18 protein-coding genes are annotated in these 20,567 nt (G+C 68.8%); 4 read left to right on the top strand and 14 right to left on the bottom strand.

From position 1 onward, the window contains the following. Positions 1-52: 52 nt before the first annotated feature. Together KF689_04660 and KF689_04655 are read left to right on the top strand one after the other, a co-directional pair. On the top strand, positions 53-682 hold the full coding sequence (locus KF689_04660) for a VTT domain-containing protein (GenBank protein MBX3132661.1): 630 nt from the start codon (positions 53-55) through the stop codon (positions 680-682). Positions 683-779: 97 nt separating this feature from the next. Continuing rightward, positions 780-1,388 (top strand): superoxide dismutase, encoded by a 609-nt coding sequence (locus KF689_04655; GenBank protein MBX3132660.1) that lies wholly within the window; start codon positions 780-782, stop codon positions 1,386-1,388. A 116-nt stretch (positions 1,389-1,504) separates the two neighbouring features. Here the strand turns inward: KF689_04655 and KF689_04650 are convergent, their stop codons facing one another. The 11 genes from KF689_04650 to KF689_04600 form a co-directional block, all read right to left on the bottom strand. After that, complete coding sequence (locus KF689_04650) at positions 1,505-2,794, bottom strand: cation:proton antiporter (GenBank protein MBX3132659.1); 1,290 nt, start codon at positions 2,792-2,794, stop codon at positions 1,505-1,507. Positions 2,795-2,894: 100 nt separating this feature from the next. Further along, complete coding sequence (gene speA, locus KF689_04645; GenBank protein ID MBX3132658.1) at positions 2,895-4,877, bottom strand: biosynthetic arginine decarboxylase; 1,983 nt, start codon at positions 4,875-4,877, stop codon at positions 2,895-2,897. Positions 4,878-4,917: 40 nt separating this feature from the next. Further along, complete coding sequence (locus tag KF689_04640; protein MBX3132657.1) at positions 4,918-6,591, bottom strand: hypothetical protein; 1,674 nt, start codon at positions 6,589-6,591, stop codon at positions 4,918-4,920. A gap of 11 nt (positions 6,592-6,602) precedes the next feature. Next, positions 6,603-8,081: a hypothetical protein gene (locus KF689_04635; GenBank protein MBX3132656.1), complete on the bottom strand. Its 1,479-nt coding sequence runs from the start codon at positions 8,079-8,081 to the stop codon at positions 6,603-6,605. Next, entirely contained in the window at positions 8,078-9,553 is a 1,476-nt protein-coding gene (locus KF689_04630; GenBank protein ID MBX3132655.1) for a hypothetical protein, read from the bottom strand. The genes KF689_04635 and KF689_04630 overlap by 4 nt, the downstream gene beginning before the upstream one ends. Beyond that, the gene (locus KF689_04625) at positions 9,550-9,900 is read right to left on the bottom strand and encodes a cation:proton antiporter subunit C (protein MBX3132654.1); all 351 of its coding nucleotides are present in this window, start codon (positions 9,898-9,900) and stop codon (positions 9,550-9,552) included. Before KF689_04625 ends, KF689_04630 begins: the two co-directional genes overlap by 4 nt. Then, complete coding sequence (locus KF689_04620) at positions 9,897-10,337, bottom strand: hypothetical protein (protein MBX3132653.1); 441 nt, start codon at positions 10,335-10,337, stop codon at positions 9,897-9,899. The genes KF689_04625 and KF689_04620 overlap by 4 nt, the downstream gene beginning before the upstream one ends. Continuing rightward, on the bottom strand, positions 10,334-10,861 hold the full coding sequence (locus KF689_04615; GenBank protein ID MBX3132652.1) for a DUF4040 domain-containing protein: 528 nt from the start codon (positions 10,859-10,861) through the stop codon (positions 10,334-10,336). The genes KF689_04620 and KF689_04615 overlap by 4 nt, the downstream gene beginning before the upstream one ends. Before the next feature lie 2 nt (positions 10,862-10,863). Further along, the gene (gene mnhG / locus KF689_04610; GenBank protein MBX3132651.1) at positions 10,864-11,166 is read right to left on the bottom strand and encodes a monovalent cation/H(+) antiporter subunit G; all 303 of its coding nucleotides are present in this window, start codon (positions 11,164-11,166) and stop codon (positions 10,864-10,866) included. Further along, on the bottom strand, positions 11,163-11,435 hold the full coding sequence (locus KF689_04605) for a hypothetical protein (GenBank protein ID MBX3132650.1): 273 nt from the start codon (positions 11,433-11,435) through the stop codon (positions 11,163-11,165). The genes mnhG and KF689_04605 overlap by 4 nt, the downstream gene beginning before the upstream one ends. Continuing rightward, positions 11,432-11,917 (bottom strand): Na+/H+ antiporter subunit E, encoded by a 486-nt coding sequence (locus tag KF689_04600; protein ID MBX3132649.1) that lies wholly within the window; start codon positions 11,915-11,917, stop codon positions 11,432-11,434. Before KF689_04600 ends, KF689_04605 begins: the two co-directional genes overlap by 4 nt. A gap of 145 nt (positions 11,918-12,062) precedes the next feature. Between KF689_04600 and KF689_04595 the strand changes: the two genes are divergently transcribed. Next, the gene (locus KF689_04595) at positions 12,063-12,965 is read left to right on the top strand and encodes a c-type cytochrome (protein ID MBX3132648.1); all 903 of its coding nucleotides are present in this window, start codon (positions 12,063-12,065) and stop codon (positions 12,963-12,965) included. Between the two features lie 81 nt (positions 12,966-13,046). Here KF689_04595 and KF689_04590 read toward each other — a convergent pair whose 3' ends face one another. Beyond that, positions 13,047-15,920 carry a S9 family peptidase gene (locus KF689_04590; GenBank protein MBX3132647.1) on the bottom strand — a complete coding sequence of 958 codons (2,874 nt, stop codon included), beginning with the start codon at positions 15,918-15,920 and terminating at the stop codon, positions 13,047-13,049. A 79-nt stretch (positions 15,921-15,999) separates the two neighbouring features. On the opposite strand from KF689_04590, the gene KF689_04585 reads away from it, so the two are divergent. Next, positions 16,000-16,557, top strand: coding sequence for a DUF502 domain-containing protein (locus KF689_04585; GenBank protein ID MBX3132646.1), 558 nt, complete (start codon positions 16,000-16,002; stop codon positions 16,555-16,557). A 167-nt stretch (positions 16,558-16,724) separates the two neighbouring features. Here KF689_04585 and KF689_04580 read toward each other — a convergent pair whose 3' ends face one another. Both KF689_04580 and KF689_04575 read right to left on the bottom strand, forming a co-directional pair. Beyond that, positions 16,725-18,320, bottom strand: coding sequence for a sodium-dependent transporter (locus KF689_04580; protein MBX3132645.1), 1,596 nt, complete (start codon positions 18,318-18,320; stop codon positions 16,725-16,727). A gap of 89 nt (positions 18,321-18,409) precedes the next feature. Continuing rightward, complete coding sequence (locus KF689_04575) at positions 18,410-20,530, bottom strand: S9 family peptidase (GenBank protein MBX3132644.1); 2,121 nt, start codon at positions 20,528-20,530, stop codon at positions 18,410-18,412. Positions 20,531-20,567 lie beyond the last annotated feature (37 nt).

The raw sequence follows: 20,567 nt of genomic DNA, 5'->3' as shown, positions 1-20,567 counted from the left end.
CTAGCGGCGCGCGATGCGCCGCGGTGCGCGCCACGCTTAGCTTTCTCCGGATATGGACTTCCTCCTCGACCTGTTCCACCAGCTCCGCGACCTCGAGTCGCTCGTCGCCACGGCCGGCTACGTCGGCATCACCGCGATCATCTTCATCGAGACGGGGCTGCTGTTCCCCTTCCTACCGGGCGACTCGCTGCTGGTGACGGCCGGCCTCGCCGCCGCGGCAGTGAACTCGCCACTCAACGTCTGGACGCTCGGCGTCCTCTGCTCGGTCGCGGCGATCGTCGGTGACCAGATCGCCTATGGCATCGGCCGCCGCTCCGGCGAGGCGCTCTTCAAGAAGGAAGACTCGCGCTGGTTCAAGCAAAGCCACCTGCAGGCGGCGCACCGCTTCTACGAGAAGCACGGCGGCAAGACCATCATCCTCGCCCGCTTCATGCCGTTCGCGCGCACCTTCGCGCCGGTCGTCGCCGGCGCCGCCCGGATGCACTACCCGACCTTCGTCTTCTACAACGTGATCGGCGGCCTGCTCTGGATCTGGTCGATGCTGCTCACCGGCTACTATGTGGTGAAGATGGTGCCCGGCCTCGACCAGCACGTCGAGAAGTTGATCATCGGCATCATCCTGCTCTCCATCACGCCGGGCATCTACGGCTGGTGGAAGGCGCGGCGCTCCGCACCGGCGTGACGCGGGCGCCGCTCGCGGGAGCGTAACGCCGCGCGTGCGGATATATCTTGCACGAGTCAGTTCGCCAGTCTCCTCGCACTTCATCCGGAGTCCCCCGATGGCCCATTCGCTTCCTGCCCTGCCCTATGCCAGCAACGCGCTCGAGCCGCACATCGACGCGCAGACGATGGAGATCCACCACGGCAAGCACCACAACGCCTACGTGACGAACCTCAACGCCGCGATCGAGAAGGCGCCGGAGCTCGCCTCGTGGTCGCTGGATGACCTGTGCGCCAATATCGCCAAGGTACCCGAGGCGGTGCGCGGCGCCGTGCGCAACAACGGCGGCGGCCACTGGAACCATTCGCTGTTCTGGGCCACGATGGCCCCCAAGGCCGGCGGCGAGCCCGGCGACGCGCTCGGCGCCGCCATCACCAAAGCCTTCGGTGATTTCGGCAAGTTCCGCGACGCCTTCAAGGCCGCTGCGGTCGGCCGCTTCGGCTCCGGCTGGGCCTGGCTGGTGGCCGCCAAGGACGGCAGCGTCAGCATCGAGTCCACACCCAACCAGGACAACCCGCTGATGGAAGGCCGCCACGCCCTCGTCGGCCTCGACGTCTGGGAGCACGCCTACTACCTCAAGTACCAGAACCGCCGGCCCGATTACATCGACGCGTGGTGGAACGTGGTGAACTGGGCCGAGGTCGCGAAGCGGTACGGGGCGCGCTGACTTCCGGACGGATGACGGAAGCGTGAACGGCGCGAAGACTTCGGTTCTCGCGCCGTTCAAGCATTCGTCATCCGTCATTCGTCATTCGTCATCCGTCATCCGTCATTAGTCATCCGTCATTCGTGCAGCTTCTTCAGCTTCCGCGACTTGCGGCTGCTGCTGCCGACCACGAGGTCGTCGATGCCGACGTGGTCGGGCGCCATCTCGTCGTCCGGCGCACGCCGCGAGGCGATCAGGTTCAGCATCGGCGGCGTCAGGAAGGTCGTGACGACGACCATCAGCATCAGCGCACCGAAGCGGGGCCCACTGAGCACACCGGAGGCGAGACCGAGCTTCGCGAAGATCAGGCCCACTTCACCGCGCGGCACCAGCGCCACGCCGACCAGCAGCTTGTTGCCCTTGAACCACCAAGGCGCGAAGCCCGCGAGCACCTTGCCGGCGACGCCGACGACGATCAGCAGGCTGCCCACGAGCAGGGCCTCACGCGTCACCAGGGCCGAGAGGTCCACCGAGGCGCCGACCGACGCGAAGAACATCGGCACGAAGAAGAAGCCGAGCTGCGTCGCGCTCTCCTCGATCTCGTGCCGTTGCGGCGTCGGGTGCAGGATGAGCCCGGCCGCGAACGCACCGATGATCATCGCCGAGCCGGCGTGCGTGGCCATCAGCGCCAGCAGCAGCGCGAAGCCCAGCGCCACCGTGCTCAGCGTGCCGGACACGCGCACTCGCTCGACCAGCCGGAACAGCGGCGGGATCGTGAGCGTGCCAAGCGCGAGCGCGACGACGATGAAGCCGATGGCCACACCCGCGGTGAGCCCGACACCGCCGAGCGTGAGGTCGGCGCCGGCGACCATACTGGCGACGATGGAGAGGATAATCAGGCCGACGACGTCATCGAACACGGCGGCGCCGATGACGACCTGACCCTCGGGCGTCTTGAGCTGGCCGAGGTCGGACAGCACACGGGCCGAGATGCCGATGGATGTCGCGGTCAGCGCGGCCCCGATCACGACGCTGGGCAGCGGCGCGATCCCCATCGCCGACGTGACGGCCAGGGCGCCAGCAAACGGCAGAATGACACCTACGAGGCCCGCCACCAGCGCCGTCGGACCGACCTTGGTCAGCGACTTCAGGTCGGTGTGCAGGCCGATCTGGAAGAGCAGGATGAGGACGCCGAGCTCGGCCATCGCGTGGAGCACGGGATCGTTGGGATCGAAGATCCCGAGCACGCTGGCCCCGAGCAGCACGCCGGCGACGAGTTCACCGAGCACGGCGGGCTGGCCAATCCATTGGGCGAGGGCGCCGAGCGCCTTGGTCGCCGCGATGACGGCGACGAGGACCAACAGCAGGTGTTCGAATCCAGCGTCGTGGCCGACGTTGGCCAGGAGGGCGTGAAATTCAGGAAGCACGGGTGCCGAGGGAGAGGAATCGATCAGGTGGCGACGGCGAGACGCCGCGCCGCACAATCCAACTTACGTGCATCGCGGGCGAATCGTTCGCCCGCCTCGATCAGCGCGCCGCTTCGCCCTCCAAGTACGTGTAGCCCTCCAGCCCGGCCACGTACTCGGCGATGAACATATTGGCCTCCTCGCGCGAGAGGCCCTTGGCGTTCTGCACCTTGCGGCGGAACGTGGCGAGCAGGTCGGAGGCACGGAACTCGACGTAATCGAGCACCTCGGTGACGGTGTCGCCGTGCACGAGGTGCGTGACCTCGTAGGCGTTGCCGCGCAACCGGATGTGCACGGCATTGGTGTCGCCGAAGAGGTTGTGCAGGTCGCCGAGGATCTCTTGGTACGCGCCGGTGAGGAAGATGCCGAGGTAATACGCATCGCCGTCGCGGAAGACGTGCAGGGGCAGCGAGGGCTGACCATCGCGACCGCCGATGAAGCGGTCGATCTTGCCGTCCGAATCACAGGTGACGTCCTGGATCGTGCCGCGCCGCGTCGGCTCCTCGTCGAGCCGGTGGATGGGCATAATCGGGAACAGCTGGTCGATGGCCCAGTTGTCCGGCAGCGACTGGAAGAGCGAGAAGTTGGCGAAGTAGCGGTCCACCAGCGCGGCGTCGAGGTCGCGCACGATGTCGTCGAAGCGCTCGCGCTTGCCGTTGACCACGCGCGCCACGGCGTTGAGCGCGCACAGGTAGAACTGCTCGGCAATCGCGCGCTCGCGCAGCGAGAGCACGCCGGAGTTGAACAGCTGCTGGGCGCGCTCCTTGTCGAAGGTCGCGTCGTGGTAGATCTCGTGGATGCGGCGCATCGAGAGGTTCTTGCGCCCCAGCGTCTTGAGGTCCTCGGCCATCTCGTGCAGCAGCGCGTGATCCTCGTCGCCGATGACGGGCGGCACCGGCTCGTTGGCGGACTCCACGTCGATGACGCTGATGAGCATCAGCGCGTGGTGCGCCGTCAACGCGCGCCCAGACTCCGAGATGATGTGCGGATACGGCAGCGACTCCTCACGGCAGGTCTCTGCGAGCGTGTAGACGATGTCGTTGGCGTACTCCTGCGCCGAGTAGTTCATCGACGCCTGCGCCGTGCTCTGCGTGCCGTCGTAGTCCACGCCGAGGCCGCCGCCGACGTCCACGTACGTGATGTCGAGGCCGAGGCGCCGCAGCTCCACGTAGAAGCGGCTCACCTCCTGCAAGCCGCGCTTGATGAACCGGATATCGGTAATCTGCGAGCCGAGGTGGAAGTGGATCAGTCGCAGCCAGTCGGTGTGTCCGGTGACCTTGAGGCGCTCGATGACCTGCATCAGCTGCGCCGCGGTGAGGCCGAACTTGGACTTCTCGCCACCGCTCTGCGCCCAGCGCCCCGAGCCCTCGGCCGAGAGCTTGATGCGCACGCCGATCGTCGGCTCGATCTTCATATCGGCCGCCACCTGCAGCAGCACCTCGAGCTCGCTGACCTGCTCGATGACGAGGATCACGCGGTGTCCGAGACGCTGGCCCATCAGGGCGAGGCGCATAAACTCCTCGTCCTTGTAGCCGTTGCAGATGATCAGGTGGTCGGTGCGGTCCGAGAGCGCCAGCACCGCCTGCAGCTCCGGCTTGGAACCGCACTCGAGCCCGACGCCGGTCGCGTGGCCGAACTCGACGATCTCCTCGACCACGTGGCGCTGCTGGTTCACCTTGATCGGGTACACCGTGGTGTACTGGCCCTCGTACTGGAACTCCTCGATGGCGCGGGCGAAGCGCGCGTGCAGCATCTCGATGCGCGCCTTGAGGATCTCGGAGAAGCGCAGCAGCACGGGCAGGCCGACGCCCTGCGCCTCGAGGTCGTGCGCGAGCTCGAGCAGGTCCAGCGTGCGCGTCGGCTGATCCTTGTCCGGCCGCACGACGACGCGCCCCTTTTCGTTGACGTCGAAGAAGCCGTCGCCCCAGCCCTCGATGTTGTAGAGAGCCTTGGCGCGTTCGATGGACCAGGGCGTCGGCTCCGGAGCGGCCTTGGCGGCGCTCGACGGACCGGCGGCGGTCTCGGGGCGGGAAGTCGAAGTCATCCGGAAAAGTTACGGACTGCCGGGCGGCGGCGGTACTCGCTCAGCCGCGCGCGCTGATGCCGGCCACCACCGCCAGCGCCACCAGCACCGCGACGATGGCCGTGGTCTGCACGGCGACGGTCGGGTTCCGGTGCGCCTCGCCGTAGCGCTCCAGCCGCCGCCACAGCAGGGCGAGGCCGATCTCGCTGGACCAGCCGCTGCGGCGCCCCAGCCCCTCGGCCACCCGGCCCAGCCCGTCCACCAGCGCGCCGAGCGGCTTCCGGTAGAGCAGATCCACGTCGGGGATGTCCTTGGCCGACGGCGCCAGCCAGCGCCGCGCGACCCAGAACACCACCGCCGTCACGCCGAGCAGGGCTGCCGATTCCACGAAGTGACCGAGCGTGAACGGCGCGTACGTCGCGGCAAAGGGCAGCAAGGCGTAGAGCGTGGATCCGGGCATCACGCCAGTGACGACGCAGACCGCCGCCGCCAGGGCCATCGCGAGCAGCATCGAGCGTGGCACGGGGCGCTCCACGTCCGCTCCGTGGTCCTCTCCCGCAAAGGCGAACCACGGGAGCTTGAGGCCCACGCTGAGGAACGTCCCCGCGGCGGCGAGATGCAGCAGCGCCGCGATGACGCCGCGGTCCGCGTAGCCGGCCGCCGAGACAATCATACTCTTGCTCACGAAGCCATTGAGCAGCGGCACGCCGGAGATTGACGCCGCGCCGATGACGGTCAGCAGCGCGACGAGTCGTAGGCGGGGCCCGAGCGCGCCGAGTTCCGAGAGCCGCTCGCGTCCGGTGGCGTGCAGCACGGCCCCCGCTCCCATCAGCAGCAGCCCCTTATAGAAGATGTGGGCCACGGCGTGCGAGGTAGTGCCGTTGAGCGCCAGCGCCGTCCCGAGGCCGACGCCAGCCACCATATAGCCCACCTGGCTCACGATATGGTAGGCCAGCAGGCGGCGCAGCTCGTCCTGCAACAATGCGAAGGTCACGCCAACGAGCGTCATCCCGGTGCCGACGTACACGAGGACCTCAGCGCCGGCGAAGCCACGCGCCAGCACATACACCGCCGCCTTGGTCGTGAAGGCCGCCAGGAACACCGTCCCGAAGATACTCGCCCGCGGGTACGCATCCGGCAGCCAGGCGTGCAGCGGCGGCATCGCCGCGTTCACGAGCACGCCGAGGAGGATCAACGTGCTGGCCGTGCTGCCGTCGGCGAGGCCCTCGAGCCCCGTTCCGGCCACGGGCGCGCGCAGCAGGATGCCGGCGAGAAACAGCGTCGCGCCCACGAAGTGCAGGGCGACGTAGCGTAGGCCGGCATCCCAGGAGTCCGGCGTGCGGCCCTGCCAGACCAAGAACAGCGACGCGACGGTCAGCCATTCCCAGCCGACGAACACCGTGAGCAAGTCGCCCGCGAGCACGACGAGCAGCCCGCCCGCAACCAGCGCCGCCTGTGCACGCACACCTCCGCGCTCCTCGTCGCTCCAGGCAAAGAGCGCCGCGATGCCGCCGTAGGCGGCGAAGGCGATCGCGAAGGCGCGCGAGAGCCCGTCCATCGACAGCAGCACCCAGTCGTGTCCGTGCAGCATCACCGAGGTGACCGCGCCATCGGCCAGCAGCGTGAGCATCCAGAGGGCGAGCGCCGACGCCAGCAACATCGCGATGCGCTGTGCGCGCAGCGGCAGCACGAGGCTGGCCAATGCCACGGCGGCGAACGGCAGCGCTGGATGCATCACCACCGACGTCATTGGCCCACCCCGAACACGGCTTGCGCCGCCGCATCGGCCAGCGCCGACTGCACCGCCAACGCCGGTGCCCACCAGCCGAAGAGCACGGTCGCCACCGCGGTCAGCACCAACGGCAGCACCAGCGGCCAGCGTGACTCGACCTGCGCCTGCGCCCCGATGCGCTCGGCGTCAGGGAAGTAGGCGATGCGCAGGATCGGCAGCAGGTACGCCGCGGTGAAGATGGACGCGCCGAGCAACACGAAGAGCGCGAGCACGGCGTCGGCCTCGACCGCGCCGCGCGCGAGGAGCAGCTTGCCGGGGAAGCCCGCGAGGCCGGGGATGCCCATCAACGCGATCGCGGCGACCGTGAACGCGCCGAAGGTCCACGGCATCCGGCGGCCGAGGCCGGCGAGTTCGCCGATGCCCTCGGCCTTGGTGGCGGCGTAGATGGAGCCGGCGGCGAAGAACAGCGTGATCTTGGCCAAGCCGTGGTTCACGAGATGCACGGTCGCGCCCGCGAAGGCCGCCGGCGTGGCCAGTGCCGCCCCGAGCGCGATGTACGAGAGATGCACGATGGTCGAATACGCGAGCCGGCGCTTGAGATGCTCCTGCCGGAGCGCGATGACCGACCCGGCGACGATGGTGAGCAACGCCGCCGCCATCAACGCCGTGCGCCCGCCCGTCGCGATGAACGCGTCCGGCCCGAACACGAAGCCGACGACGCGCAACAGGCCGAACACGCCGGCCTTCACCACCGCCACGGCGTGCAGCAACGCCGAGACCGGCGTCGGCGCGACCATCGCGCCCGGCAGCCAGGCGTGCAGCGGCATCACTGCCGCCTTCACCGCCACGCCGAGCAAGAAGAGCGCGAGCAACGCCGCGCTGGTCGCCACCTCGCTGCCGGCGAGCATCCCGCCGGCGCGGAACGCCAGCGCTCCGGTCGCCTGCCAGGTCCAGATCACCGCGACCAGCAAAGCGAGCCCGCCGCCGAGCGCAAACAACAGATAGCGCCGACCTGCCGCGTAGGCACGAGCCGTCTCCTGATGCACCACCAGCGGGTACGTCGCGACGGTCAGCAGTTCATAGAACACGAAGAACGTCAGCAGGTCGGCGGCAAAGGCGACGCCCGTCGCGCAGGCGATCGATACCGCGAAGGCCGCAAAGAAGCGGCGCGGGTGCTTGAGCTTGGTCGCCTCGGCGTAGCCAGCGGCATAGACGCTCGCGACCAACCACAACCCCGCGGCCAGCATCGCGAACGTGACGCCGAGTGCGTCCACGCGGAAGGCCAACGGCAGCGTCGGCGTGAGCCCAAGCAACTGCTGCTCGACCGCCACGCCGCCCAGCACCGCGCGAAGCACGCCCGCCACGGCCCACACCGCCACCGCTGCGGCCGGGAACGCCACCCATCCGGCGAGCTTGCGCGGCACCACCAGCGCCGCCACGCCGGCCGCGACAGGCGCGGCCAGCGCGACGAGGCTCAGCGTGCCCGGGCTCACGGCAGCACCGCCATCGGCAATGCCGGCACGACGGCGTACTCCACCAGCCAGGCGTTGCCGAGCCCGAGCGCGATGGTAGCGACGATGAACAGCGCACTCGCCAGCACCAGCCCGCCGCGGCCCTCGTGCGAGGGATCGTCCGCCACCAGCGGCGAGGGCACGAAGTACAGCCGCTCGATCATCCGGAACACGTAGCCGATGCTCGCGAGACTCCCGAAGACCAGTGCCGCGACGAAGGCCCAGCGGCCCTCGGCCAGCGCGGCGTTCAGCACGTACCACTTGCCGAAGAAGCCGGCCAGCGGCGGAATGCCCACGAGCGAGAGCCCACCGATGGCGAGCACCGCGCTGGTAATCGGCGCTCGCCCGCGCAGACGATGCAGCTCTGCCACCTCGGTGATGCCGAGGCGCAACGCGACCGTCCCGGCGGCGAGGAACAGTGCCGCCTTCACGATGGCATCGCTCGTGATGTGCAGGACCGCACCGGTGAGGCCGGGTACATCGGCAAGCCCGATGCCCAGTGCGACGATGCCGATCTGCCCGACGCTGGAGTACGCGAGCAGGCGGCGCAGGTCGGTCTGCACGAAGGCCATCGCGCCGCCGGCGACCACCGCTGCGGCGCCGAGCCAGGCCGTCGCTTCCGCCAGCGGCAAGTCCCCGACCGCCAACCCCAGCCCGAAGGTCCAGAACAGCACGCGCAGCAACGCATACGCGGAGACCTTCGTGACCAGCGGCGCCATCAAGGCGGCCGAGGAGATGGGACCGCGCGCGTACGCCGACGGCATCCAGAGATGCAGCGGGTACAGGCCCATCTTCACGGCGAGGCCCGTCACCATCAGCAGGCCGCCGACGCGCACCAGGCGCGGGTCCGCACTGCCGATGCGCTCGGCGACGTCAGCCATATTCAGCGTGCCGGTGCCGCCGTAGATGAACCCGATGCCCGCTAGGAACAGCGAGGCGCCGAAGCTGCCGATGAGCAGGTAGCGCAAGCCAGCGCGCGGCGCACCGCGATCGCCGGCGGCAACCAAGGCGTAGGCACTGAGGCTCGCGACCTCGAGATGCACGAACAGGTTGAAGAGGTCGCCGGTGACGACGATGCCCGTGAGGCCGGCCACCAGCAACAGCGCCAGCGCGACGAAGAACGGTTCGCGGCCGGCAAACTCCTCGCGCAGGCAGGCGCCGGTGGCCGCGAGCACGATGGACGCGGTGCCGAGTACGAGCACGGCCATCAACGCGGAGAGCGGATCGAGGGCCAGCTCGATGCCCAGCGGCGCCGCCCATCCTCCGAGGCTGGTCCGCAGCGTGCCGTCCGAAAGCACACGCTGCCAACCGACGACCGCGGCGAGCGTGCTCCCCAGCAAGGCGACGATACCGAGCGGCCGGGCGGCGCGGGGTGCGAACGGCGCGAGCGCCGTGACCACCAGCGCCGCGACGAAGGGGATGAAGAAAAGCAGCGCCGGCAGCGACTGGCTCACGCGCCCTCGTCCCCCGCCCCGCCTTCCTCGATGCTGCCGAACTCCGCTTGGATGCGCCGGAGGATCGCGATGGCGACGCCGATGGTCGCGATGCCGACGACGATGGCCGTGAGCATCATTGCGTGGGGCAAGGCGTTGTGCATCACGCGGCCTTCGGCGGCGAAGGGGATCGTGCCGTCGCTGCGGAAGCCCATCGCGATGAACAGCACGATGACGCCGGTCTGGAAGAGGTACAGCCCGACAACGGCCTTGAAGAGGTTGCGCTCGCTCATCATCAGGTACACGCCCAGGCAGGCGAGCACCACGAAGAGCAACAGGGGCCCCCGGCCGACGAGGTAGTCCATCACGCGGTCTTGCCCTCCTCGGCGGTGAGCGAGAGGAAGATCGACAGCATCGCGCCGGCGACCGCCATCGCCACGCCGGTCTCGATGAGCAGCGCGGCAAGCGAGCGGCGCTCGGCGAGGGTGTCGGCGAGCGGCAGCGTGCCGAAGTCGAGCAAGGGTCCGCCTAGGGCCAGTGGCACGGCCGCGACCAGTGCAAAGAGCAGGATACCCGTCGCCGAGAGCACGAGCGCTCCGCGCGGCGAGAGCGTCAGCGCGTCATCGGCGGTGCCGCGCGTGAGCCGCGGCAGGATCATCGCGGCGGCAAACAGCGCCCCCGCCACGAAGCCGCCGCCAGGCGCATAGTGCCCGTGCAGCAACACGTACACACCGAAGAGCTGGATGGCGCCGCGCAGCAGCGCCATCAGCAGGCGCAGCATCAGGGAATTGAAGGGCCGCATCATACGCGCTGCCGGAGCACGAGGAGGCAGGCGAGCACGGCCGTGACGACGACCGCCGCCTCGATCATCGTATCGAAGCCGCGGTAGTCCGCGAGGATCGCGCCGACGACGTTCGGCGAGGCCATATCGGCGACGCTATTGGCGGCGTAGTAGGGGCTGACGTGCTGCGTCGCCGGCGCCGCCGGATTGCCGAAGCGCGGGAGGGCGTTGATGCCGTACATCAGCACCGCGCCCAGGCCGAGCGCCGGCACCGCGGCGCGCAGGCGGTCGCCAAGACTCTTGCGCGTGAGCTGCGAGGGATCCACCCAGCGCATCAGGCCCATAAAGAAGATCGTGGAGATGCTCGTGCCGACCACGGCTTCCAAGAAGGCCACGCTGACGGCGCCGAGGATGGCGAAGGTGAGCGCGAGCGCGGCGCTGAGTACCGAGAGCAGGACCACCGATGTGAGCAGATGCCGTACGCCGAGGAGCGCGATGGCCACCACGGCGACGAGCAGGCTGAGGACTTCGGCGACGTAGATGAGCACGGTCAGTCCTGGCGGGCCGGCTTCTCGCCCGCCTCAAGCGCCGCGCGCGCGAGCAGGTGGCCCACGAGCGGACTCGTGACCGCGAGGAAGATCGTCGCCAGCACGAGCTTCACCGAGACCAGTCGCAGCCCCAGGTGCAGCGCCACGCCGACCAAGATCATCGGGACCGCCAGCGTGTCGAGCACACCGGTCACGTGCAGGCGCGAGAAGAGGTCCGGCAGGCGGAGGATGCCCATCGCGCCCACGAGCAGGAAGAACAGCCCGATGGCGATGGAGGCCGTGGCGAGGATGTCGAGTACGCTCACGCGTCCGCCCCGCGTCCGCGGCGCACGTAGTGCGCGATGAGCAGCGTCGTGAAGAGGTTGAGCAGGAAGAGGGCCAGCGCGATGTCCACGTAGAGCTCGACGGCGCCGTAGAGCAGGCCGATGAGCACGAGCATCACCGGCACCACGGTCCCGAGCCCGTTGAGCGCCACCACGCGATCGAAGATCGACGGCCCGCGGATCACGCGCACGAGGAACGGCAGGAGCAGCGCGAGCAACAGCACCAGGGCGACGAGGAAGACCTGCCTCACGGGGCCGACTCCTCGAAGAGCTCGGCGACGCGCCGCATCATCTCGCCGTCCGTGGCATCCTGGGCGGAGACGTCGTCGAGGGCGTGCACCTGCATCGTCTGCTCGTCCACGTCCACCGTGAGACTGCCGGGTGTGAGCGTGGCGGCGATCCCGAGCACGGCGCGGGCCCGCGGCGAGCGCAGCGGGGGATCGAGCTGCAGCAGGCGCGGGCTGACGCGCGAGCGCCAGGTGAGCACGACGCGCGCCACGTGCAGGTTGGAGGCGATGACTTCCTTGAGTAGCCAGGGCAGGAACAGCATCACGCGCAACCAGCGGATGCGCGTACCGTCCTCTACCGGCACGATGGTCGCGGCGATGGCGATGACGGCCAGGGCCCCGGTGCCCAAGTGCACGAGGTCAGCCTTACCGGAAAGGATGTACCAGACGGCCAGGAGGGCCGCGGCGTACAGCGCGTTGGCGTATAGCCGCTGTCCGAGGGTCATCGAGCGAGCTCCACGGTCGTGATGGGGGACGGATGCGGACGCGGCCGCGTTCGATGGCTTCTCAAACCTAGTGCCCGGACAGAGGCTTGTAACCTGTCCGGTGGGGCGGCCGTAGGTTTGCCGCACCCCCTGACAGGAGTATTGTGTGAATCGGATTTTCCGGGTCGTACGCCTCGCGGCGGCGATCTTCGCGGTGGCGATCCTGCTTGGCGTCACCGGTCTGTACACGTGGTCCAACGCGCAGCTGAACGCGACTGTTCCGCCTGCCACACACGCGTTCGTCGCACCCACCGACTCCGCGTCTGTTGCCCGCGGCGAGCACGTGATGAAGGCGCTGGCCAAGTGCGCCGATTGCCACGGCGAGGACTACGGCGGCCTCACGCTGCTCGACAACTTCCCCATCGGCCGCATCTCGGGTCCCAACATCACCGCCGGACGCGGCGGACTGCTCGCCAAGATGAGCGATGCCGACCTCGAACGCGCCATCCGACACGGCGTCGCGGCTGACGGCCGCCGCCTCGTCATTATGCCCTCGCACGAGTACCAACTGCTCTCGGACGAGGACGTCGGCACGCTCATCGCCTACCTGCGCACCGTCGCCCCGGTGGACCGCGAGACGCCCCCGATGCGCATCGGTCCGGTGGCGCGCGCCCTCTACGCCGCCGGGAAGATGCCGCTGTTCCCCGCCGACGCGGTCACGCACACCACGGATGTGGTGGCGTCGGTGCCCGCTGACTCGACCGTCGAGTACGGTCGCTACTTGGCCGCAGGCGGCTGCTCTGGCTGCCACGGCGCGAACTACAGCGGCGGCCCGATCTCCGGTGCGCCGCCGGGCTGGCCGCAGGCATCCAACCTCACGCCGACCGGACTGGCCGCCTACGACTATCCAGCCTTCGTCAAGGCGCTCACGGACGGTACGCGCCCGGACGGTTCGGCCATCAATCCCGTGATGCCGGTGCAGGCCACCAAGCTGATGACGCCGGTGGAAATGACGGCGATCTGGAAGTACCTGCAGACGGTGGCGCCGGCGGAGACGGGCGCGAAGTAGCGCTACAAGACGGAAGACTGAAGACGGACGGGGTGCGCACCGCAGCATTCGGTGCGCACCCCTTCCGTCATCCGTCATCCGTCACCTATTGAGCTGATCTCTCCCCCGCTCCAAGAACGGAATCCCCCGCACCATCCAGTCCGGCGCAGGCTGCCCGAGCAGGTGGTGCGCGAAGAACTCCTGCATCCGCCGGTCAATGTCCTTCTGGTTCGCATACTTCCGCGGGTTGTGCGCGTCGCCGTTGTAGTTGAGCATATACGCCTCCTTGCCCAGGCGGCGCAATCCGACGAACAGCTCGATGCCCTGGTACCACGGGACCGCCCCGTCGTTGTCGTTGGCCATGAAGAGCATCGGCGTCGTCACGCGGTCGAGGAAGAACAACGGAGAGTTCTCGATGTAGCGCTCGGGGTACTCCCAGAGCGAACCGCCGATGCGGCTCTGCCCGCGCTCGTAGTTCACGATCGCCCGCTCGACGCCGCTCTCCCAGCGGATACCGCCGTAGGCCGAGGTCATATTCGAGACGGTCGCGTTCGGCACGGCCGCCGCGAACAGGTTGGTCTGCGTCACGATGTACGCCGTCTGGTAGCCGCCCCACGACTGGCCGCCGATGCCGACGCGCTTGGGATCCACGAAGCCCGCCTGGATCAGCGACTGCACGCCAGGCACGATGCTCTTGAGGCTGCTGGGCCCGGGATAACCCGGTGTATAGTGGATGTTCGGGAAGAACACCACATAGCCGAGCGAGGTGTAGACCGACGGGTTCACGATGTTGCGCCCGGCCGGCCGATGGTACTGGTGCAGGTTGTCGGAGAGTTGCTCGTAGAAGTACACGACCATCGCGTACTGCTTGGATGGGTCGAAGCCTTCAGGCGTGTAGAGGATGCCTTCCATCGGCACGCCGTCGCTGTTGAGCCAGCGATGCAGTCGCGCATTGCCCCAGCGGTACTCTCGCTGCTCGGGCATCGCATCCGAAATGCGCGTAAGGGCGTCGAAGCGCGCGCCCGTCCACAGGTCGGGATACTCGCGGAAGTCGGCGCGGGCCACGAGGTACTGCTCGGCACGACGCGCGCGCTGCAGCACCGGCCAGGTCTTGGGCGCCATCAGCAGCCGCTCGGGCTGGGCGGCCACGCCGAGGCGCTCGCGGTACACGCCGGCATCCTTCGTGCGGCGGTCGAAGGCGCGCAGCAGCAGCGGCTGCGCGGGGTCGATGGCGCCCGCGTCCGGATCGAGGTTCACGATGCGGAACACGATGCTGTCGCGGCGCCCGACGCCATCCGTGAGGTTGCGCGGCGCGCTCCGGCCGGTCGGATCCACCTCCCAGATGTCGAAGCGGTCGTTGACGAGCACGACGGCGTCATTGCGCGTCCAACCGCCGAGGCCCCAGGAGCCCGGCTCGCTCGGCGTGTCGTGCGTCTCCTGCGCGAACGAGACGCCGCTGATGCCCGCGGTCAGCTCACGCGTGCGGTTGGCCGCGACGTCGTGCACGCGCCAGGCCCCGTTCTCCCACCACGTCACGTACTTGGCGCCCGGCGAGAGCTGCGCACCGCCGCGGATCTTGATGGCCAGCTGGCGCGATGCGCCGGTGACGGTGTTGATGAGGTGAACGTCGTTGCCGCCCTCCCCGCTAATGGCATCCAGTTGGTAGGGCACGTTCGTCACGGCAATGGCCGTGCGACCGTCGTCCGAGAGCGAGACGTTGGGGAGGTCAGGCGAGCCGAGGACGCGCAGCTGCCGCGACGCGACGTGCCAGACGGCGGTGTACTGCCGGTTGCGGTCCTGCCCCGCCTGCTGGCGCTGCATCGGCTGCGTGCGCGTATCCTGCCAGTGCCAGAGGTCAACGACCGCCTTGTCGGCCAGCGAGTCGGCGGGAATCGAGTCGGGCAGCTCACGCGAGATGCCGAAGCCGAGCACGCCGCCGCCCTTCACGAACTGCACGCGCGAACGCTCGGCGATCTCCATCCCCGTCGCGACGTCGGCGGCAGTGGCGATGCGCGTGGCGGCCTGTGGCCCCGGCCGGTTGCGCGGCCCGCTGAGCGCGGCGTGGTACAGCGCGTAGCGCGCCGTCTCGGCACCCCACGTGTCAGCATCGCTGATGAAAGCGAGCTGCGTGCCCGCCTCGTCGAAGGCCAGCGACCTGTAGTTGCCGGTGGCCCGCATCAGCGCGGTCTCGGCGCCCGTGCCGAGGTCACGCACGTAGACACCGTCCACGCCCAGCGAGTCGGCACCGGTGCGGCTGTAGGCGATCCAGCGCTCGCTGTCGTGCAACACGTAATTCGTCACGCCCTCGATGCGTGTCTCGGCGCCGCTGGCGAGGTCGCGGATGACGAGCGGGCTGCCGCTGTCCTTGCGGCGCGCAGGACGGGCCGCGGAGTCCGGACGCGCGCCGCGGGCGTTGCCACCGGCACCCGCGCCAGCGGCGGCGGTGTCTGCCTCAAGCTGGTAGACGACGACACGGCCGCCATCACGCGCGAGTTGGAAGCCGCGGACCTTCTCGACGGTCGCGACGTTGCCGTCGGTGAGCGAGAGGATGGCCAGCGCCGACCGCGGCTGGTCGGCGGGGCGTGCGCGGCGTGCGCGAGCCGAGTCGAGCGCGCCCTGCGTCGGGTATTGCAGGAAGACCACGAAGCGCGAGTCTCCCGTGATCTGGGCAGCCTGCGCAGTGAACCCTTGGCCGGTCACCGACTGTAGCGGGCGCCCGGTGCTGCCGCGAGAGACGCGGTACTCCGTGCTCCCGGAGGTCGCGCGAGCGATGAGCTGGCCGTCTCCGACCGTCGGCGTGAGCGTGTAGACCGCCCAACGACCGTCCGGCGACAGCGTCGGCTGCAGGATGGTGCGCCAGAGATCGTAGCTGTCCTGCGTGAGCACCTTGCGCTCGCCTTGGGCGAGCAGGAGCGTCGGGAGGACGAGGGCCAGTGCGGCGGCGCAGGCAAGGCGGCGCAGGGAGCGAGGGCGCATCGGTTCTGTCGGGTCGGGGTTATCTTCAGCGAGCGACGCCTAATGTACGCGCAGTCTCCCTCTGCCGTTGCCCCGTCCAATGAAACGACTCGGCTCGTACTTCCTCCGCGGCCTCGTCCTCACGATCCCGCTCGCCGTGACCGCCGCGGTGGTGTGGGTGACGCTCACGACGATCGACGGCTGGCTCGGCATCCCGATTCCCGGACTGGGCCTGCTGATCACGTTGGCCGCCATCACCCTCGTCGGCTTCCTCGGCTCCAACCTGCTGTGGAACTCGCTCGTGGAGTCGCTGGAGGCGATGCTGGACCGCCTGCCCTTCGTGCGGATCCTCTACAACGCGACCAAGGACCTGCTCGACGCGTTCGTGGGCGAGAAGCGGCGCTTCGACTCGCCGGTGCTGGTGGCGCTGAGCGCGGACGGTGCGGTGCGCACCTTCGGCTTCATCACGCAGAAATCGCTGGCGGATCTCGGGCTCGCCGACGACGTCGCGGTGTACTTCCCGCAGTCGTACAACTTCGCGGGGCAGTTGGTGGTGGTGCCGGCGGCGCGGGTGACGCCAATCGGCGCGCCGAGCTCGGACGTGCTGGCGTTCATCGTGTCCGGCGGTGTGACCGGCGTGCCCGCGCCCAAGGCGTAGCGCGGGCTCACCGGCCGTCGCCGCGCAGGTCAGGGGCCGAAGCCGACCGGCACCTTCTCCTCTTGCGTCGTCTTGAGGACCTTGCGGAAGCACCAGATGACGCCGCCCCACACGCAGGCCAGCGACACCGTCATGAAGATCCAACCCCAGATGGTCATCGGTGGGCCTCAGTCAGCAGGAGTAGTGTCGTCGATGTCCACGCCGGCGGCGCGGAGGCGCTTCTCGCCCCACCAGGTCACGACGACCAAGTAGAGCAGCAGCGCCGCGATGGTCAGCAGCCCCATCCGCGAGCCCGTGCTCGCCCAGGAGTTGCGCAGCTCGGCGGCCAGGCTCTGCACCGAGAAGCCGACGAAGACGATGATGAGGTACGCCGGCGCGACGTACTTCATCACGAGCTTGAAGATGGATGGCACCTGGATGGCCGCGCCTTGGTGCAGCTCGGCCCAGCCGCGGTCGATGCCGAAGACCCAGCCGAAGTAGATGATCTGCACCATTGCCAGCACGAAGATCAGGTAGGTCCCGACCCAGAAGTCCACCGTGCTCCAGAAGGCGCCGCCGGCCGTGAACCACAGCGTGAGCAGCGCACCCATCGTGCCGATCACCGCGATGACGGTGGTGGACTTCTTGTGCGACCAGGCCGTGGCTTCCTTCAGATGCGCCACCGCCGGCGCGTACATCGTCAGCGAGCTGGTGACGGCGGCGAGGAAGAGCATCAGGAACCACACGGCACCAATTACGTTCTGGAAACCGCCCATTTGCGCGAAGACCACCGGCAAGGTATTGAACCCGAGGCCGAACGACCCGGTCGCCACGGCACCGGCCGTGCCGCTGAGCCCGAGGAACACGAAGGCGGCCGTGAGCGTGATCATTCCGCCGAAGCCCACTTCGAACAGCTCGTTGGTGGCATTGGCGGTCAGTCCCGAGAGCGCGATGTCGTCCTTGCGCTTGAGGTACGACGCGAAGTTGATGATCACGCCGAAACCCACGCCGAGCGAGAAGAAGATCTGCCCCGCCGCCGCCAGCCAGGTGCGGAAGTTGGTGAGCGCCGTGAAGTCCGGGTTCCACATATAGCCGAGCCCGTTGAGCACGTTCTGGTCCGGCCGCTCCGGGTCCGGCGTACCGAGCGTCAGCACGCGGATGAGCACGACAAGGGCGCACACGGCCATCACCGGCATCGCGTAGGTGATGAAGCGCTCGATGCCCTTGGCGAGCCCGCGGAATACGAACGTCATATTGATCGCGAACACCACCGCCCAGCTGATCACGGTGAAGCGCGAATCGCCAGTGAAGAGATTGCCGTCGCCGTCGGCACCGGTGACCAGCGAATAGAAGCTGCCCGACTGTGCCGTCTGCTCCGCGATGCTGGCCGTGGCGTCGATGCCGATGCCGCCGGTCACGTACTTGAGGAAGTAGGCGAAGGTCCAGGTCTCGATGAACACGTAGTACGTCGAGACACCCAGCGGGACGAGCACGCCCAGCACGCCGAGGTACCGCGCGAGCCGGCCGCGCCCGACGGCACCGAGAATCATCGGTGCGCCGTGCAGCCCCTTCTTGCCGCCGTAGCGCCCCATCGTCCACTCGGCCCAGGCGATCGGAATGCCGAGCAACACGAGCGCGAAGAAGTACGGGATCAGGAAGGCGCCGCCGCCGTTCGCGGCCGCCTGGCCGGGAAAGCGGAGGAAGTTGCCCAGTCCGACGGCACATCCGGCGACGGCGAGGATGGCGCCGAACTTGGTGCCCCACTCTTCCTTCTGTTCAGACATACGGGGTGCGCTCGGGGGGAAAGGGGGAGCCCGCCGCGCCTACTGGCCGGCGGGACCCCGCAGAAGATGCGACGGGATGCGCGACGCGGCTACTGCAACCAGTGCCCGAACCAGTCGCGGAGCCGCCCGAGCCGGTCCACCAGCAGCCAGGGCTCGCCCGTGCGCGAAAGGTCGTGGGTGGACCGCGGATAGCGCACGAACTCCACCGGCACCCCCTGGCGGACCAGCGCCGCGAACCACTGCTCGGCGTCGGTCATCGGCGTGCGGTGGTCTTCTTCGGATTGCAGGATGAACGTCGGCGTCTGCACCTGGCGCACGTAGCGGATCGGCGAGAGCGAGTCGTACATCGCCGGGTTGTCCCAGGGGCGGCCGAAGAACTCGAACTCGGTGAGGCCCTGGGCATCGGAGGTGCCCCACCACGACCACCAGTTGGAGATCATTCGGTCCGCCTGCGCCGCCTTGAAGCGGTTCGTCTTCACCGTGACCCACGCCGTCATCACGCCGCCGTAGGAGCCGCCGGTGACGCCCATCCGCGTGGAATCCACGTCCGGCCGCGCGGCGACGATGTCGACGGCCTTCATCAGGTCCTCGTAGTCCTCGGCGAACCAGCGGCCGCGCGTGCTGTACGTGAAGTCGGCGCCGTAGCCGCTGGACCCGCGCGGATTCGTGTACAGCACCATAAAGCCGGCGGCCGCGAGGTTCTGCGTCTCGTCGAACCACTGCTCCCCGTACTGCGAGTGCGGTCCGCCGTGGATGTAGAGCACCAGCGGATAGCGCCGACCCGCCTGGTAGCCGAAGGGCTTCATCAGCCAGCCCTCGATCTCCACGTCGCCGACCGACTTGTACGTGATGCGCTCGGCGTCGCTCCAGGCGACTTCGCGGTTCAGCGCGTCGTTGAAGCCCGTGAGCTTGCGCTCGTTCCGCCCGTCGGCGCCGGCGACATACAGCTCCGTGGGCTGCGTGACGCTCGTCGATACGTAGGCGACCTGCCGCCCGGCAGCGTCGAAGCTGTAGCCATTCATCTTGCGACGTCCGCTCAGCACGGTCCGCATCTGTCCGGTGCGCGGGTTCACCAGGTGCAGCGCGGAGCTGCCGCCGATCTCCGCCCACATCGCGATCTCGCCACTGGGCAGCCACTCCATTCCGCCCGGCTCGTACTGCCAGGTGGGCGTGAGGTTGGTCGGCGTGCCGCCGGCCACCGGGATCACCATCAGCCGCGCGTTCGACGCCCGCGTTTCGCGGTGCACGAACGCCAGCTGCCGACCATCCGGCGACCACGTGAGGTTCGTCTCCGTGCCCGTCAGCGCCGCGAGCTTGCGCGGCGTGCCGCCGGCGACGGGGATGATATAGATGTCGGCGTCGTTGCGCGGCGCCTCATCGCGCGCGGTGTCGTAGGGCAGCCGACTCAGCGAATCGGCGATGGCCTGCACGAGGGAATCCGGGCGCAGCTCGGCGTCGGCGATGAACGCGATGAAGCGTCCGTCCGGCGAGACCACCGGGCTCCGATGGGAGTACGCCGTGCTCGTCAGCTGCGTGCGACGCGCGCCCGGCGCTTGCGTGAAGAGCTGCTGCGGACGGACCTGCGGCGCCGTGCGCGCACCGGGCAGGAAGCCCGGCCCGTTGGCCTTGTAGCGCTGGTGCACGATGTGTCGGCCGTCGAAGCGTGCCGGGTCCACCGGCTTGGTGATGGCGCCGAAGGGCGGACGCGCCATCGCCTGCATCCGTGCGAAGGGGTCCGGCCCTGCGGGGGCCGCCGGCGCAGAATCCGTCGCGACCGGCGCCGAGAAGACGGCGAACTTGCCGTCGCGCGGCCACGACCCGTTCGGCCAATTCTCCAACTGTGTCGCCTCTCCGCTCGGTGCGTCCATTCGGATGGCCCAGGTGTTGCCGCTGCCGCCCGGGCGCTGCGACGAGAACAACAGGTACTTGCCGTCGGGGGAGAAGCGCGGCGAACTGCTCTCGAAGGCTGACGCGGTATAGCGCTGCGGATCGCCACCGGCGGTGGGCACCACCCAGACTTCCTGGTGCCGCTTGTTTTCGCGCTCATTGACGGTCGTCACGGTGAAGGCGACGCTGCGGCCGTCCGGCGACATCGCGGGTTGCGACACGTTCGTGAGGCGATGCCAGTCGTTGGGCTGCATCGCCCGCTGGGCGGCGAGCGCCCCGGGCACGATCAGGAGGGCAAGGAGGCTGTTTCGCAGTAGACGCATCGGTTGGTCGAGGCTGGAGTGAAGACGCACAGGAAGA

It is taken from the genome of Gemmatimonadaceae bacterium, assembly GCA_019637355.1.
Taxonomy (GTDB): domain Bacteria; phylum Gemmatimonadota; class Gemmatimonadetes; order Gemmatimonadales; family Gemmatimonadaceae; genus Pseudogemmatithrix.
Note: the sequence above shows the minus strand (reverse complement) of the source record. Positions and strands in the feature narration are given on the sequence as shown.